This is a genomic window from Methanocorpusculum petauri (genome assembly GCF_026891975.1).
GTDB lineage: Archaea > Halobacteriota > Methanomicrobia > Methanomicrobiales > Methanocorpusculaceae > Methanocorpusculum > Methanocorpusculum petauri.
In genome coordinates, this window is sequence record NZ_JAPTGB010000009.1 from 70,593 (window position 1) to 87,295 (window position 16,703).

Genomic DNA, 16,703 nt, shown 5'->3' on the forward strand with positions numbered 1-16,703 from the left:
TTATGGAGTTATCCGAGTATCTGAAGTCCGTTGCCGCAAAAGTTGATCAGGAGGCGGACGAGTACAGCAAAGCGACCGACACGACACTGCAGAAGGCGTCCGCACATCTGCTGCTCGGCGGAGGAAAACGCCTCCGTCCGGCAATGGTTCTGCTTGCGGCTGATGCCGTTCGCAAGGGAGCGTCTGCGGATATTTTTTCCGCAGCGCTTGCACTTGAGTGGACGCATACGTTCACGCTGGTGCATGATGATATTATGGACGGCGATTCGCTGCGCCGCGGAAGGCCGACGGTGCATGTGGTGTGGGATGAGCCGACGGCAATTCTTGCAGGCGATGTGCTGTACGCAAAGGCATTTGAGCATCTGTGTTCGGTGAAGAACGCAAGCCCCGAGTCGAAGGTTGCGGCCGTGCAGATGCTGTCGCATGCCTGTTATGAGATCTGTGAGGGTCAGCAGGAGGATGTGTCCTTTGAGACGCGGAATGATGTCCGTGCGGAGGAGTACCTGGAGATGGTCAGAAAGAAGACGGGCGTTCTGTATGCGGCGGCAGCGGGTATTGGTGCTGCTCTTGCAGGAGGCGATTTCAAGCAGATCTCTGCGTTTTATACGCTTGGTCTGAACACGGGAATTGCGTTCCAGATTCAGGATGACATCATTGATCTGATGACGCCGCCGGAGGTTTCCGGAAAAGATCAGGCATCGGATCTCCGTGAGAACAAACAGACGCTTCTTGCAATCACGGCCCGCGAGATGGGTGTGGACTTGTCAAAGTACCATAAGGATCACCTTTCCCAGGAGGAGATCGCTGAGGCAATCGCACTTCTTGAGGAGTCAGGTGTTCTCGGGAAAGTCCGCGGTATCTCGGAAAAACTCATCGCTGACTCAAAGGCAGGCCTTGCGAGCGTGGTGCCGGAGTCCGAGGAGCGGGATCTGATCTTTGAGATGGTGGACTTCTTCATTACGAGAGGCTACTAATCTCTTTTTTTGCGGGCGGGGTACGTTTCTCTCCCTTGAATTCATATCGTTTCGGCGGCAATATCTTGGGAATGAATCCGGCAGATGTTTCCGCCGCCGTCCGTGATCATGTCCGATCGGTTTCGCTTGGCGAAGCAACCGGTCATGACTGGTGGCATGTGTCCCGCGTTGCGGGCCTTTCCGCAAAGATCTGCGAAGCCGAGGGGGGAGATCCCCTGCGGGTTGAGCTGACCGCTCTGCTGCATGATGTTTTTGATGAGAAGTTCTACTCCGGCGATGCCGAGACGGCGCTGTCCGGTCTTGTCGATCAACTCGGTGTCCGCTCTGCACTTCCGGATGAGGTCTGGGACGGCATTATTTATGATATCCTGCATCTCGGCTTTAAGGGAGGGTTTGATCAAACACCGTTGTCGTTGGAGGGGCAGATTGTGCAGGATGCCGACCGGCTTGATGCGATCGGGGCAATCGGTATTGCGCGGGCATTTGCCTACGGCGGGGCGAAAGGCCGCGAGCTGTACAATCCCGATGAAGGAGTCGTGACGGTCACTACTGCCGCGGAGTACCGCACCGGCAGCCGTCATACGGTCAATCACTTCTCTGAAAAACTGCTGCTTCTGCGGGATCGGATGAACACTGACACGGCGCGGGAGATTGCACAGCGGCGGCACCGGTTTATGGAGGAGTATCTCGCAGAGTTTTTTGCGGAATGGGAGGATGCTGTTTCCTACAACAGGCGTGATCCGGATGAACGGGACGGAAAATAAAATCAGTCTGGATGATGTACGGGAAAAGTATCTGCGAAAGAATCAGCTGTTGTTTTCCCGGGACAGTGCATGTCTGCGCGATCTTATCCGGTTGATTTGTGCACAGAAGCATCGGACGATTGTTATGTGGGCATTTACGTGTGTTGCTGAGCCGGTTACTGTTCTGAGGCATGCGTATCCCGAAGACCCAAGGCCGGAGGAGGCGGTGCGGATCTGTAAGCTGTGGGCTGAAGGGAAGGTGAAAATGCCGGTGGCGAAAAAAGCATTGTTATCGGTTCATGCGATGGCCCGGGATGTCGATAATCCGCGGGATTGCGCGTTATGTCATGCGGTGGGACAGGCATGTGCGGCCGTACATGTGGAAACACATGCGGTTGGTCTGGCTTTTTATGAGTTAACTGCCATTGTCCGGGAGCTTGGGATAGAAAAGTGTGAAGACGCAGTGGACGAAAAGATCAATTTCTATCTCTCCACTCTTCAAATCTGGCAGGAGAGGATAGATTCCCAAACTTACTCCTGGGCTGATTTTCTTCTGGACGACAGCAGAGTCAATAAAGAACTCCTCCTTTGGAAGAAACGATCAAAGTCGCCCTGATCCCTCTCTGCCGGAGATGCTTCTTTCTGCTGGAAAGTATAAACACCTCCCCCGCCAATATAATTCCCGCAAATGTCCGATACAAATATTCGTGATGATATCTATCTTTTCGCCCTGCAGAACGCAGTAAAGCACAAGTCAGTCCCCAAGGCCGGTGCCATTCTCGGGTCCGTCATGGGTGCACATCCCGAGCTTCGCCCGAAGGCAAAAGAGATCAACGCCATGCTGCCCGAAATTCTCGCAGAGGTTGAAGCAATGTCTGTTGAGGAGCGCGAAGCAAAACTCACCGCACTCTCTCCTGAGATGATCGAAAAGATGCACGAGAAAAAAGAGCGCGTGCACGAACTCCCCGAACTTCCCGAAGCTGAAGGCGGTGTTGTCATGCGGTTTGCGCCAAACCCTTCAGGTCCTCTGCATCTCGGTCATGCTCGCGCCTCGGTTCTGAATGATTACTATGTCAAGAAGTACGGCGGCAAGTTCTATTACCGTGTTGAGGATACCGACCCGAAACGTGTTGACCCTGAAGCCTATGACATGGTCATGGAGGATCTCAGGTGGCTTGGCATCGGCATCACCGATGTGATCTATCAGTCCGATCGGTTCCAGATATACTATGACTTCGCCCGCGAACTGATCACGCTCGGCGGCGCATACATGTGCACCTGCGACAACGACGAGTTCCGCGAGAAAAAACTGAAAAAACAGCCGTGTCCCTGCCGCAATCTCAGCGTTGAGGAGAACCTGCACCGCTTCGACGACATGCTCGCCGGAAAATACCAGGAAGGCGAGATCACCATGCGGGTCAAAACCGACATCTCCCATCCCGACCCGGCAGTCCGCGACTTTGCCGCGATGCGGGTACTCACTTCCGTCAAACATCCCCGCCGGCCTGAGATCTTTGTCTATCCGCTGATGAACTTCTCCGTCGCCGTTGATGATCACCTCCTTGGTATGACACATGTTATCCGCGGAAAGGATCACATTGCCAACACCCGCCGCCAGGAGTACATCTACCGGTACTTCGGCTGGAAGATGCCGCACTTCTACCACTACGGGAGAATGTCCATCGCAGGGCTTGAACTCTCCACGTCCGGCATGCGTAAGGGAATCAACGAAGGACTCTATACCGGATGGGACGATATTCACCTTGGAACACTCCGTGCGCTTGCCCGCCGCGGCATCCAGCCGGAGGCGGTTCGTGCGGCGGTCGTTGATATCGGTATGGGGGACACCGACATTTCATTCTCGTGGGAGAACCTGTTTGCCCAGAACAAAGCACTCATCGATGCCGGTGCCGACCGCTACTTCTTTGTGCCGGACGCAGTATCGGTTGCGGTTGCAGATGCTCCGGCAGTGGAAGCCCACGCACCTATCTACCCGAACCAGCCGGAGCGGGGGGAACGTGTACTCGCCTTTACGGGCAGTGTTCTCCTGCCGAGATCAGAGATTGAGACCGGCAGAATGCTCCGCCTGAAGGATCTCTTCAACATCAGAATCACGGGGAACGGAACCGCAGAGTATGCAGGCGACTCGCTTGCCGAGGCCCGTGCTGCAAAAGCGCCGATTGTCCAGTGGCTTCCTGCGGGAGCGGGTGTTCCCTGTTCACTTCTGACTCCGGAAGGAACAAGCGAAGGATACTGTGAGGCTGCCGTGCAGAAGTACGATCAGAAGATTGTACAGTTTGAGCGTGTGGGTTTTGCCAGAATTGATTCGGTGAAGGACGAGCAGGTCACTGCCTACTTTACCCACCGCTGATTTTTTTGCTATGTCTGCCGTCGAGGTTGCTGAACTTCTCTCGCATGCTGAGATTATGCCTTCGCATATCCGGCATGCCGTTCATCACCTGACAAAACCCGAACGTGTAATGTTGTATGATGCGGCAAATCCTCTGCACCGCTCGGCCACCGGAAAATATTTTGAAGCCCTGGTCTATGAACTGCTGCTCGGATGCGCGGAGCATTCGGATGCGGTTGTTTCGGTTGCCGCGAAGTTTTCGGATGTAGAGTTTGCGCCCTACGACAAGTATGCGCCTGATGGTCTGTGGTACTCCCGTGACGGCGGCATCCGGTTTCGGGTCGGCGGCAAAGTCGCCGCCGAGGTGGACCTCCTGATCAAAACCTCTGACGGTGTCCGTGTCTTCGGCGAGGTGATCATCAATCCTTCCGGCGTTCGCGGTTTCCGCAGTGAAATTTCTGCAAAGAAAAAACTGCTCAATGAGCTCTACGGGGATCCCGTCGAGTTTCTGATGGTGCTTGCCGCAGTTCCTCCGGCCGGTGGTGTCCGGTGTCTTGAGGGGTCGGATGCGTATGCGGTCGTTTCAGGCGGTGATCGTTCCTACGAAATGGTTCACCCGGGCGAGGTTCTGAAACGGAAACTCTCGCCTGCGGCAAGTACAAAAAGAGTAAACGGAAAAGACTGGTAACCGTCAGGGGGAGAAGTAGGGACAGCGTATTCCCAGACAGTCCCGGTTCTTCTTTGCATATTTGCAGTGGATTTCTTTTGGCAGCTCCATTTTTACCCCGAAGTACTCTTCCGCATGTTCTGCCGCGATCTTGATCGAGGTAAACGTACTGCGTTTGCAGCACCTCGGCCCGCCGATCTCACTGATCTCCATCAGGCACTGGGCGACCAGTCGGTTCCCTTCTCCCCATTCGTCAACGCTGTGGGTTTTTGTTCCCGCAAGAATGGAGTAAAAGATTCCTGCACTCACTGCCCCGCCGCAAGCTCCTGTTTTTGCACAGATGCCGTACGGAAGAATCGTTCCGCGTTTGATCACTTCATCGATTGCTTCCTTGAGATTGATTGTACCGCCGCAGTTTTTGTAGGCGGTTGCAAGGGCTGCTGCTACCACACAGTGATGATCTGCTTCGTGCATGAGGATGACGGGCGTATCCATCATGGCAATTGCAATCTCGATCGGATCTTTTGATTTGGTCTGTGTGCATATCTTCCGGATTACGGCGACGCCCGGATGTTCACTGCAGTTTTCGCAGATGTAGTGTCCTGCACTGCATCTGATAACATCCGTAAATTTTCTTCCGCAGATGTCACACTCCATCACTTTTGCAGGATGTATTACTTCCAATGGAGCACCGCAGAGTGCACACATATCTGATTTCTTTCCACCACTCAAAACACATCACTCCCAGCAGGCTCCGGGGGGACAGAATAGGACAGAGATGTACTCTGTTCCTTTTACGGGTATCGTATTCCTTTTCCCCAAAGAGCCTTTTGGCAAATAGATTAACTATATGCTAATGTTCTATATATCTTTGCTCACTCAGTAATCCCCGGGTAATACGGGCAGTGTTCTTTGTTACAGTCAACGTTCCGTTCCATGTATCCGCACCGTATCTTTTCCGGCATCTCAAGCTGTACGCCGAAGTGTTTGGCGATGAACGCTGCTGCTGTCTCAAGAGAGAAAAAGGTACAGCGTTTGCAGCATCTCGGTCCTCCGGCCGATCCTATTTTGTACAGACATTGCGATACGAGAAGGTTTCCTTCTCCCCACTCTTTTATGCTCAGAGGGTCGGTTTTTGCAACGATAGAGTAGAAGATTCCTGCACTCACTGCTCCGCCGCTGGTTCCGGCAGCAGCACATATCCCATACGGTACGGCTGATCCGCGTCTGATTGCCTCATCAACCGCGGTGTTGAGATCCACCTCACCGCCGCAGTTTTTGTAGGCGGCGAGGAGCGCTGCGGCGATGATTGCATGATGGTCTGCTCCGTGCATATAGATCGCCGGGCTGTTCATCATGATTACGGCAAGTGAGACCGGGTTCTTTGATTTGGTACGGGTACAGATATTGCGGATTACCGCAGCACCCGGGTGTTTGCAGCAGTCATTACAAACATAATGCCCGTTGATACAGACGGCGGTGTCGGTAAAGGTCTCCCGGCAGAATGCGCACTCCGTCTTTGCCGGCTGTTCTCTGGTGATTACCGGAGATCCGCAGATCAGGCATCCGTCGTTCTTTTTCGCATCACTCATCTTCGTACCACACCTGCTGCGATGAGGGCTGAGACGACCAGCGGGAGTGCGATGGTTACATCACAGAAACATTGCAATTTTTTTGCCTCCGGCAGTTCCTTTCCCCAGCTGACCGCCTCTTCAAAGGTACAGCCGGAGAGTCCTCCCCAGTGCGGCGCGTCGGTGGTGTACTGGATTGCATAGGAGTGACCGCCGATATAGGTCTCTCCTTCCAGCGGCGGGATCACTTCGGTCTGCTGGATAAAGTTCTTGGGTGTTCCTCCTCCGAGATAGATGACGCCGGTCTTTTCAGCCTGCTCAACGAACTCGGCAAGTTCGCTTGCGTCGGCGATCTGATCGATGACGAGTTTTGCACCCCGCCGGTATGCGGTGACAAGGCCGATGCCGATTGCAGAATCCGCAAGCGCCGGAACATGAACCGGTACATTGTGTTTTGCACAGGCAGCAAGGAGGCTTCGGCCTTCCGGCCGTTCATCTGCAATCTTCTCTCCCAGGAGTCTGAGGAATGCACGACTGCTCAGCCGTGCGTCCCTGAGAGATGCACCGAAGTCGCCGATGTAGTGTTCAACGTTCTGAAATTCTTTTTCGACGGCGAATACGTCGTAAATTCTGTCGATTCCGTTCCGGTACAGTTCCTCATCATTGGTGAGGTGGGTTCCTTTGTAGTGCCGGACCCCGAGGTGTTCGCAGATGTCGTGGAAGATGTTTGCACCGGTTGAAACGACGGCATCCACATACCGGCGTTCCACAAGCTGAATGAGGCATTCCTGCATGCCTGCGGGGATCATCGCACCGGAGAGACCGAGAATGATTTTTACTCCGGGGGTTTCGATCATTTCCTTCCAGATATGGTAACTTTCACCAAGTTTTCTTCCCTGAAATCCGGTATGGCTCATCCGCTCCAGCAACTCGTTGATCTCTGTTGCCGGGTACATGGGATTTGTTGGGGTATTCAGCATAGCAGTAAAAAAGTTGGTCGGCAGGGTTTATACTGGTGACGAATCCGGATGTTCTGCGCGAAAAGAGGTTCGGGCCCCCGGACTTTGGATCATGATGCCGGAGATCTGCCCTGCAGAACTCCTAAAAAAAAGATGAATGAATCTGTTCAGAGCGCGTCAACCAGTGACTTGCGGGTGGCAAGACCGATGACTTTGTCACCGTCTGCGATCGGGATGGTACTGATGTTCTTTGCAAGCATCAGATCCACCACTTTGGATACCGGTGTGTTTGCCGGCGTTGTGATCAGCGGGCTTGACATAATATCTGCCGCTGTTACATTGCGCAGCGCGTTTTCAAAGTGCTTGTCTATCTCACTCTTGAGTTTGACGAGGATTTTTGCAATATCCGTTTCGGTTACAATACCGACCGCTTTGTTTCCATCCATGACGATGAATCTGGTTGCCCCGTCCCCCACCATGCGGCGGTGCAGCTGGACAACACGGTCATCCGGAGAGATTCTTGGCGCAATCTCTACCATGGTATCAATGGATCCTTCGGGTTTTGCAACTTTGAGAAGATCGCCGGTTGTTACCTGTCCGATTAACCGGTGCTCTTCATCCCATACAACAACAATTTTGTATCTCTGGAGCAGCGGGACTAACAAATCCACATCCTGATCCTGATAAACCGAGGTGAAGTCTTCGCGGGTCACGCTTGCAACACGAATCTGTGATGCCGGAATGTTGCCGGTCTTTTTGCTTCCCATCTTTTCTGCAATGCTGCGGCGGGATGCAGTGCCGACGACCACCCGGTCATTTGTCACAACGATAGGGTCTACTCCTTCGGCAAGCATCTTGTCAAGGGCTTCAGGGATTAATCCTGATTTGGCGATTGACACTGGCTTGGACATTACATCCTTTACGGTTAACTTCTGGTTCATTTTGCTGTCTCCTGTATTTGGATTTTTTTGGTATTCAACAAGGTATGCGGGGGATCGTTCCTGCAGCTTTTGTTCTTCCTGCAGGTCCCGCCCCCGCCGTTTGTATCGTCTCGGCACCGGCCGGATCATCTGTTCTCTTTTTTTCAGAGCCGCCCGGTGCAATCTTCACGTTACATGTTTCCGGCGAGTCCTTTGACCAGATCAAACTCGGTTACGATACCGGTCAGTTTTCCTTCGTCGATCACCGGGAACGCACCGATACCGAACTCCAGCATGTCGCGTGCCACATCGTTGATCTTTTCGTCCGGGGATATGGTGCGGATGTTTGCTCCGGTCATGAGATCCCGCACCGGCAGGTTGAGAACTTCATCAACGGATCCGGTCTTCATTTCGGTAAAAACCCGGCCGCGTCCGAGGTATCCCATGATATCGGTTGCGGTGATCATCCCGATGAGGAGATCATCTGCTACGACCGGCAGACGGCGGTAGTCGTGATCCACCATCTGCTTGGTGACGCTGTTTATTGCAGCGTCGGGTGAAACCACTTTCGGATTCTTTGTCATGATTTCGTCAACGATGAGTTCGGACCCGGTCCCGGCAAGCATTTTCATGATATCATACTCGGTTACGATGCCTGCAATGGTGTTGTCCGGATTGGTGATCGGGAAACTGCCGTGTCCGCTTTTGACCAGCAGGCAGATCGCTTCCTGAATGGAGGTTGACGGCGCAAGGCTGTCCACCTTTTCAGTGGCAATTGCCCGGATCTCGTCGTTCAATGCAGAGAGAAGGGAACCCTTGTGGCGGTTTGCGACAAGGTTGTACCGGCTTCCTCCTCCCATCATGTTGATTACGTCGGTGATGGTGACAATCCCGATGAGTTTTTTATTTCCGGGATCGGTGATCGGCAGACGCCGGAAGTTGTGCCGGCTCATCATCTGCACACCTTCGATGATGTTCATCGTTGGGGGAACGGATATTACGTTGGTTGTTGCAATGCCCAAAAGGCTGCTTTTTTTACCGGCTGATTTTGTTTTTCCTTCAGCGCCCGGAATCCGCGGGTTCCCCTTCTGTTGTTTTGGAATGTTTGTCATAGTGTTTTTGCATGTAACGTGGTCATCAGGCTGTTTTATATCCGTTCCTGCTCGCGGCAGTTCGGACATACCAGAATGCCGTCGATGGGCATGAGATCTGCAGACATTGCGCCGCAGACTCCGCAGATCCCGCTCTTGTCGTCCGGACGGTTGATCACGAGAAGTTCGGTCATGATCTCGTTGATCTCATTCGTGACACCGAGAAGGTCACGGACGGTTACCATACCGGTCACTTTTCCGTTTGCGTTTGTGACAGGCAGCCTTCTCACTTTATGCTCAATCATTTTCTTTGCTGCAACGGAGACGGGCATCTCTTCACCAACGGTAATTAAGGGCGAGCTCATGACGTCTTCGACGCGGACGGAACCCGGCAGAAGGTTTTTTGCCATAACCTTGCAGTTGAAGTCCTGTTCCGTTACGATTCCCTTGGGAATGCCGTTTTCGGTTATAATGCAGCTGCCGACGTCGTCCCTGCACATGAGGGCCGCAGCTTCGGCGGTGGTTGATTTTATGGAAATTAAGGTAGGGTTCGGCCTCATTATTTCTATTAGCCGTATATCTCCCCGGTTGTCCGGGATATCAGAATGTATTCTCATCAGACTCATTTCACCTCCTTACGGTTTTTCTGGTGATTATTGAGTAATACTCCTTCCCAGTATAAATTCATTATCTTTTGAGCCATTTTCAAAAATAACGCGCGGAATGTTCATTGTTTATTCTGTGGAAATTCGGCATCCCCTGCGGTTTTTTCTCTATTTCCCGGGAAGTATATATACTCTATGGGGATTGTATTTTATAGAAGCGATGATCATAGATAGAAAGTATTGGGATTTTTGTTTTCGTCTGACATCCGTCCGGCTTTTCACTTCGAACATGAACGTTTATATTCCTTTACAACCGAACTACTACGTATCCCAATTAAGGTGTTTTCATGGCAGTAATGACGCGTATAAAAGGCTTTTTCTCAAAGCTGTTCGGTAAAAAACGGTCGCGTGTTGGAATCTACGGTCCGCCGAATGCCGGAAAGACCACACTTGCCAACCGCATCGTCCGTGATGTGACGGGCGAGGCAATCGGCCCCGTGAGCGAGGTCCCGCATGAAACCCGTCGTGCCCGGAGAAAAGAGGGCGTTGAGATCAACAGCGGCGGCAGCAAGCTTCTGATCGATATAGTGGATACTCCGGGAGTTACGACAAAGATAGACTACCACGAGTTCCTTGAGTATGGTATGGATCAGGACGAGGCGGTTGCCCGTGCCCGTGAGGCAACGGAGGGTGTTGCCGAGGCAATGCACTGGCTGCGTGAAGACATTGACGGTGTTATCTATGTGCTTGACAGTACGCAGGACCCGTTTATGCACGTGAACATTATGATGGTCGGTATCATTGAGTCCCGCAAACTGCCGGTCATTATTGTTGCCAATAAGATCGATCTGCCTGATGCAGCACCCCAGAGAATTAAGAGCGCGTTCCCGCAGCATCCGGTAGTGATGGTCTCCGGTCTGGAAGGAAATAACATGGATGATCTGTATGCAAAGATCTCCGAGGTATTCAGGTGAGGTAAAAATGATTCAGGGCGTTCAGATTGATATGCTGTCAAGCGATCGCTTGAGCCGGATGACGTCAATGGAGAAGATTCGTCTTATTCTTGATGATGTCCGTCAGGGCTATATTGTTGTTCTGGAGAAAGGTCTGACTCCTGAGGAGCAGGGCAAACTTCTGGAGACAACGATGATGGAGATCTCCCCGGGAGGTTTTTCGGGTATTGAGATCGAGACGTATCCGTCCAGCAGCGGATCAGAAGGCGGTCTGTTCTCAAAGCTGTTCGGCGGCGGCAAGAGTCCTGCCGGCAGACTGATGGTAATTGGGCCGGTCGATCAGCTGAAGATGCTTACCCGCGAGAAGGACCGTCTGATTGCCTGGGCATCTGCTGCACAGTAAACACCCATTTCGTTCATCGAAAAGATACAGACATGCCACATAAGTGTACTCAGTGCGGGCGCGAGTTCCGCGACGGGTCGGTGGAGATCCTTCGCGGATGCCCGAGTTGCGGCGGAAAGAAGTTCCTCTACGTGAGTGACCGTGTGCGTAATGCCGATGTGCTTGAGGAGAAGAGTATCGCCGACATTGCGCAGGAAACGAAACAGGAGGTTCTTGAGGTTAAGAGTCAGGGACCGGCATCACGGCCTACGGATATTTTGGAGCGGGTGGAGAGTGTCCGTATTGTGAGTCCCGGCAAGTATGAATTGAATCTTGAGCGGCTTGCCGAGTCGCAGGATATTATCATTGGTGTTGACGACGGAAAATATATGCTTGACCTGCCGTCGATGTCGAAGAAAAAACAAAAACCAAAAAAATAATTTTTTTGTTTGTTCATTTATATCTCTGTGATATTTTTCTTTTTCACCCGGTTTTGTTTCAAAAGTCTAAATTTGTTCATACTGTCTGATCGGATTATTCGGGATTTTTTCGCTTTGGTTGTTCCAAGAAAAAAACCAAAGTCAATGTATTTTTTATTCAGATATTTTTGATCATGCAATCCGGGACTATTCAGACTTTTGGATCAAAGCTCATTCTATCCAGCAATCTAATATGTTCTTCGCACTAATATAATAAGGAATAAATATTTTTCAGAGTACGCCCTGTTATCCTGTGCGGTTTTGAAAAATAAGTTAACTGTTTGGTAGAAGCACCCAGCCATCGGGTGGTTCTTTCCAAAGGAGATCACATATTAATGACCGACAATTACGATGCGTCTCACATCACCGTTCTCGAGGGTCTTGCCCCGGTGCGTGAACGCCCTGCCATGTATATCGGCAGTACCGATACCCGTGGTCTGCACCATCTTGTCTATGAGGTTGTGGACAACTCCATTGACGAGGCGCTTGCCGGATTCTGTAAACACATTTCCATCATCCTGAATCAGGACGGTTCCTGTACGGTTGATGATGACGGACGCGGAATCCCGGTTGACATCATGCCAAAACAGAACAAAAGCGCTCTTGAAGTGGTAATGACCGTTCTGCATGCCGGAGGAAAATTCGATAAAAACACCTATCAGGTCTCGGGAGGTCTGCACGGTGTTGGTGTTTCCGTGGTTAACGCTCTTTCCACGAAGCTGACCGTTGAGGTGTACCGGGAAGGAAATGTCTACTCAATGGTATTCTCCCGCGGTGGTCTTGTGCAGAAACTTGAAAGCCGCCCGGTGACGGACACCGAGTTCCGCGAGCGGCGTACACGTCTGGATGCTGCTGATGCACAGACACCGGCAGAACTGACCGGCACACGCATCACCTTCCAGCCGGACGGGACGATATTTGATACCACTCACTTTGACTATGATATTCTTGCGCACCGGTTCCGCGAACTTGCCTACCTGAACAAGGGACTTGAGATCCGGGTTGCTGATCACCGTACCGGCGACTCTGATGTGTACTGCTATGAAGGCGGTCTTCGCGAGTTCGTTGCGCATCTTAACGAGGGCAAGGAGTTGCTCCACAATGATATCATCTACGTGGATCGTTCCGACGAAGAGAATAAGATCGAGGTTGAGATTGCGCTGCAGTACAACCAGACCTACAGCGAGACACTGTTCACCTTTGTGAACAGTGTCAATACCCGTGAGGGGGGAACCCATCTTGAAGGGTTCCGGTCGGCACTCACCCGCGCCATCAACAACAGTGCGCACGCAAACAAGCATCTGAAAGAGGACGTCTCGGTCAAAGGTGAGGATGTGCGGGAGGGTCTGACGGCTGTCATCAGTGTCAAGATTGCAAATCCGCAGTTTGAAGGCCAGACCAAGATGCGGCTCGGCAACAGCAATGTGAAGGGCCTTGTGGATTCCATGGTCTATCAGGCACTGACGGAGTTCTTTGAGGAGAATCCGAAGGTTATTGCATCCATCGCCAAAAAAGCACAGGAAGCAGCAAATGCCCGTGAGGCAGCCCGCCGTGCAAAGGAGCTTGCACGGAGAAAAAGTTCCCTGGAGATGTCGGGTCTTCCCGGCAAACTTGCGGACTGTTCCGAGCGAGACCCTGCGAAGAGCGAGATCTATATTGTGGAGGGAGATTCTGCAGGCGGTTCTGCGAAGCAGGGACGTGACCGGAAGTTCCAGGCGATTCTTCCGCTTCGCGGAAAAATTCTGAATGTGGAAAAAGCAATTGAGCACAAGGCGCTGAAAAACGCTGAAATTCAGACACTGATCTCGGCGGTCGGCGCCGGGTACGGAGAGTCGTTTGATCCGGAACGTGCCCGGTATCACCACATTGTCATCATGACTGATGCGGATGTGGACGGGGCACATATCAGAATCCTTCTGCTTACCTTCTTCTACCGGTTCATGAAGCCGCTGGTTGAACTTGGCTATGTGTATGTTGCCCAGCCGCCGCTGTTCCGGATTGCCAAAGGCAAGCAGGAACGCTATGTCTATACCGAAGAGGATATGCGTAGTGCGGTCGCCGAGTTCGGCGACAAAGGCGTTTCCGTGCAGCGGTACAAGGGTCTTGGTGAGATGAATGCAGGTCAGCTGTGGGATACGACCATGAATCCGGAGAACCGCATCTTAAAGCAGGTCAGAATTGAGGATGCAAGCTATGCAAACGAGATCTTTGAGAAACTCATGGGTGATGATGTGATGCCGAGAAAGGATTTCATCAAACGCCATGCAGGGGAGGTGAAGAACCTTGACATCTGAAGAGCAGGCACCTGTTGTTGAGAAGATCACGCATCGGACAGAGCCGGTGAACATTGAGGATGAGATGAAGAACTGCTTCATCGACTATGCGATGTCGGTTATCATCGGTCGTGCGATTCCGGATGTGCGTGACGGTCTCAAGCCGGTTCACCGCCGCATTCTGTATGCGATGTTCCATGATGAGAACAACACGAGCGATAAAGCTTACAAGAAGTCGGCAAAGGCAGTGGCAGCCACCATGGGTAACTATCACCCGCATGGTGATGCGGCGATTTATGATACGCTTGTGAAGATGGCGCAGCCGTTCTCGTACCGGTATCCGCTGGTGGATGGTCAGGGTAACTTCGGTTCGATTGACGGCGATTCCGCAGCAGCATACCGGTATACGGAGGCCCGTCTGACAAAGGCGGCCGAGTCTCTTCTTGAGGACATCGATAAGGAGACGGTGGATTTCGTCCCGAATTTTGATGAGTCTTCGCAGGAACCGGATGTTCTGCCGAGCAGGATTCCCAATCTTCTGGTAAACGGAACAACCGGTATTGCGGTCGGTATGGCGACGAGTATGATGCCGCATAATCTCGGTGAGGTCTGTGATCTGGTTGCAGCGTTCATTGACAAGCCGGATATGCCGATTGAGGAGATGATGAAGATTCTTCCGGCACCGGATTTCCCGACGGGCGGTATTATTATGGGTACCGACGGGGTGCGCAATGCGTATCTGACCGGTCAGGGCAAGGTTGTTGTCCGCGGTGTTGCTGAAGTTGAGGAGCGGAAGAAGAACTACGAGCAGATTGTGATTACGGAGATTCCGTATCAGGTGAACAAGGCGGTGATGATCGAGAAGATTGCGGATCTCGTGAAGAACAAGCAGATTGAGGGTATCAGTGATCTGCGTGATGAGTCTGATAAGGATGGTATCCGCGTGATCATTGAGCTGAAGCAGGGTGTGCAGGGTAATGTGATCTTAAACCAGCTCTACAAGCACACGCCTCTGGAGAGCTCGTTCGGTATCACGAATCTTGCAATTGTTGAGAAAAAGCCAGTGATTCTTCCGCTTTCTGAGATTCTCCGTCATTTCATTGCTCACCGGATGTCGGTTGTCCGCAGACGCTCGCTGTTTGATCTGCGGAAAGCCGAGGAGCGCAAACATATTCTTGATGGTCTTCTGAAGGCGCTGGATATGATCGATGAGGTCATCGCAACGATCCGGGGTTCGCCCGAGGTTGCGGCGGCTCAGGTTGCCCTCGTCAGTAAGTTCGGGTTCTCCGAGCCGCAGGCGGATGCAATTCTGAAGATGCAGCTGAGACGGCTCGCTGCTCTGGAACAGCAGAAGATTATTGATGAGAAGAATGAGCTTCAGGTGATCATCGATAAGCTGAACTGGATCTTAGCTTCCGACGCGAACATTCTTTCGGTTGTGAAGGATGAGACGGCTGAAATTCGTGCGAAGTATGCGGACGAACGCCGGACGAAGATCGATTACTCGGCGAACACGGATATGGATGTTCTGGATTTCATCGAGGACAAGCAGGTTCTGGTGATGCTGACTTCGCAGAACTATATTAAGCGGATGCCGCTTGATTCCTGTCGCCAGCAGCGCCGCGGAGGCCGCGGTGTGACGGGTATGACGACGAAGGATGAGGATTCGGTGGATAAGGTGTTCCTTGCGAGCACGCATGATTATCTGCTGTGCTTTACGAACCGCGGCCGCGCCTACTGGCTGCGGGTGCATGAGATTCCGGAAGGGTCGCGCCAGAGTAAGGGCAAGGCGATTGTGAATCTGCTGAATCTGACGGATGAGGATGTTACGGCGGTTATTCCTCTGCGGAACTTTGAGTCGGACAAGTATCTGTTCTTTGCAACGAAGATGGGTAAGGTCGGCAAGATGTCCGAGGAGCTGTTCTCGCGTCCGCGGTCCGGTGGTCTGATTGCGATGACGATTCTGGAAGGCGATGAGCTGGTGGACGTGATGGTAACGGACGGGTCGTGCGATGTGGTGCTGACGACGTGGCTCGGTCAGAGTCTGCGGTTCAGTGAGGGTGAGGTCCGGCCGACCGGCCGCGGTGTGCAGGGTGTGAAGGGTATCACGCTGCGCCGCGGTGATGCGGTCCGTGCGCTGACGCTTGTTGAGAAGGATCATCTGCTGACGATTACGGAGGGCGGTTACGGTAAGCGGACGGCGTTTGATGAGTTCCGCGGTAAGGGTCGCGGGACGATGGGTGTCCGCAATATTGTGACGAACCTTGAGCGCGGAGGTGTGGTCTCTTCTCTTGCGATCGGTGATGATGAGGAGATTGTGATTACGACCGCGGGCGGCGTGGTGATGCGTACCCAGGCAGGCGACATCTCGATTCAGAAGCGGAGCACCCAGGGCGTCCGCATTATCCGCGTGGATGAAGGGGATAAGGTCACCAGTATTGCGGTTGTTCCTGCGGACGAAGGGGAGGAGGAGTCTTCGGAGTCCCCGGTACCGGTGGATGCGGAGCAGCAGAGTCTGTTCTCTGATGAGGAGTAATCCTTTTCCAACGTATTTTTTTTCAAAAAAATGTGTTCCGGTTCAGAGCCGGAGATTTTTCTTCATTTCGTCGGATTCTGCGGTGAATGCGAACGGCTGCCGCAGGGCAGCTGCCGGTATTTTTGCGGGTGCGGTTCTCTATAGTCCCATTCTTTTTCGCATTCCTTCGGGTACGTGTTCTACATAAGGCCGTCTGATTC

General features: G+C 52.5%; 16 protein-coding genes. 10 read left to right on the forward strand and 6 right to left on the reverse strand.

Annotation, left to right across the window (positions count from 1 at the left end; translation table 11 throughout):
• Nucleotides 1-2 precede the first annotated feature (2 nt).
• The 5 genes from O0S10_RS05310 to O0S10_RS05330 all read left to right on the forward strand — a co-directional run bounded on the left by O0S10_RS05310 (nucleotide 3) and on the right by O0S10_RS05330 (nucleotide 4,755).
• On the forward strand, nucleotides 3-974 hold the full coding sequence (locus O0S10_RS05310) for a polyprenyl synthetase family protein (protein WP_268924859.1): 972 nt from the start codon (nucleotides 3-5) through the stop codon (nucleotides 972-974).
• A gap of 71 nt (nucleotides 975-1,045) precedes the next feature.
• Nucleotides 1,046-1,738 (forward strand): HD domain-containing protein, encoded by a 693-nt coding sequence (locus tag O0S10_RS05315; RefSeq protein WP_268924860.1) that lies wholly within the window; start codon nucleotides 1,046-1,048, stop codon nucleotides 1,736-1,738.
• On the forward strand, nucleotides 1,719-2,333 hold the full coding sequence (locus tag O0S10_RS05320) for a putative immunity protein (protein ID WP_268924861.1): 615 nt from the start codon (nucleotides 1,719-1,721) through the stop codon (nucleotides 2,331-2,333). Before O0S10_RS05315 ends, O0S10_RS05320 begins: the two co-directional genes overlap by 20 nt.
• A 72-nt stretch (nucleotides 2,334-2,405) precedes the next feature.
• Nucleotides 2,406-4,088: a glutamate--tRNA ligase gene (locus O0S10_RS05325; RefSeq protein ID WP_268924862.1), complete on the forward strand. Its 1,683-nt coding sequence runs from the start codon at nucleotides 2,406-2,408 to the stop codon at nucleotides 4,086-4,088.
• A gap of 10 nt (nucleotides 4,089-4,098) precedes the next feature.
• Nucleotides 4,099-4,755, forward strand: coding sequence for a hypothetical protein (locus O0S10_RS05330; RefSeq protein ID WP_268924863.1), 657 nt, complete (start codon nucleotides 4,099-4,101; stop codon nucleotides 4,753-4,755).
• 3 nt (nucleotides 4,756-4,758) lie between these two features.
• Here O0S10_RS05330 and O0S10_RS05335 read toward each other — a convergent pair whose 3' ends face one another.
• From O0S10_RS05335 to O0S10_RS05360, 6 genes are all read right to left on the reverse strand, one after another.
• The gene (locus tag O0S10_RS05335; RefSeq protein WP_268924864.1) at nucleotides 4,759-5,418 is read right to left on the reverse strand and encodes a DUF5714 domain-containing protein; all 660 of its coding nucleotides are present in this window, start codon (nucleotides 5,416-5,418) and stop codon (nucleotides 4,759-4,761) included.
• A 191-nt stretch (nucleotides 5,419-5,609) separates the two neighbouring features.
• Entirely contained in the window at nucleotides 5,610-6,326 is a 717-nt protein-coding gene (locus O0S10_RS05340) for a DUF5714 domain-containing protein (protein ID WP_268924865.1), read from the reverse strand.
• Entirely contained in the window at nucleotides 6,323-7,285 is a 963-nt protein-coding gene (locus O0S10_RS05345; protein ID WP_268924866.1) for a deoxyhypusine synthase, read from the reverse strand. Before O0S10_RS05345 ends, O0S10_RS05340 begins: the two co-directional genes overlap by 4 nt.
• A 146-nt stretch (nucleotides 7,286-7,431) precedes the next feature.
• Complete coding sequence (locus tag O0S10_RS05350) at nucleotides 7,432-8,205, reverse strand: CBS domain-containing protein (protein WP_268924867.1); 774 nt, start codon at nucleotides 8,203-8,205, stop codon at nucleotides 7,432-7,434.
• Nucleotides 8,206-8,375: 170 nt separating this feature from the next.
• Nucleotides 8,376-9,296 (reverse strand): CBS domain-containing protein, encoded by a 921-nt coding sequence (locus O0S10_RS05355; protein WP_268924868.1) that lies wholly within the window; start codon nucleotides 9,294-9,296, stop codon nucleotides 8,376-8,378.
• Between the two features lie 35 nt (nucleotides 9,297-9,331).
• The gene (locus O0S10_RS05360; RefSeq protein WP_268924869.1) at nucleotides 9,332-9,835 is read right to left on the reverse strand and encodes a CBS domain-containing protein; all 504 of its coding nucleotides are present in this window, start codon (nucleotides 9,833-9,835) and stop codon (nucleotides 9,332-9,334) included.
• A 392-nt stretch (nucleotides 9,836-10,227) separates the two neighbouring features.
• Here O0S10_RS05360 and O0S10_RS05365 point away from each other — a divergent pair, with 392 nt between their 5' ends.
• From O0S10_RS05365 to gyrA, 5 genes are all read left to right on the forward strand, one after another.
• Nucleotides 10,228-10,854, forward strand: a complete 627-nt coding sequence (locus tag O0S10_RS05365) for an Era-like GTP-binding protein (protein WP_268924870.1) — start codon at nucleotides 10,228-10,230, stop codon at nucleotides 10,852-10,854.
• Nucleotides 10,855-10,861: 7 nt separating this feature from the next.
• Nucleotides 10,862-11,236, forward strand: a complete 375-nt coding sequence (locus O0S10_RS05370) for a DUF2073 domain-containing protein (RefSeq protein WP_268924871.1) — start codon at nucleotides 10,862-10,864, stop codon at nucleotides 11,234-11,236.
• Between the two features lie 32 nt (nucleotides 11,237-11,268).
• Nucleotides 11,269-11,655, forward strand: a complete 387-nt coding sequence (locus O0S10_RS05375; protein WP_268924872.1) for a Zn-ribbon domain-containing protein — start codon at nucleotides 11,269-11,271, stop codon at nucleotides 11,653-11,655.
• Between the two features lie 374 nt (nucleotides 11,656-12,029).
• Nucleotides 12,030-13,988 (forward strand): DNA topoisomerase (ATP-hydrolyzing) subunit B, encoded by a 1,959-nt coding sequence (gyrB, locus tag O0S10_RS05380; RefSeq protein ID WP_268924873.1) that lies wholly within the window; start codon nucleotides 12,030-12,032, stop codon nucleotides 13,986-13,988.
• Nucleotides 13,978-16,503: a DNA gyrase subunit A gene (gene gyrA, locus O0S10_RS05385; protein ID WP_268924874.1), complete on the forward strand. Its 2,526-nt coding sequence runs from the start codon at nucleotides 13,978-13,980 to the stop codon at nucleotides 16,501-16,503. Before gyrB ends, gyrA begins: the two co-directional genes overlap by 11 nt.
• Nucleotides 16,504-16,703 lie beyond the last annotated feature (200 nt).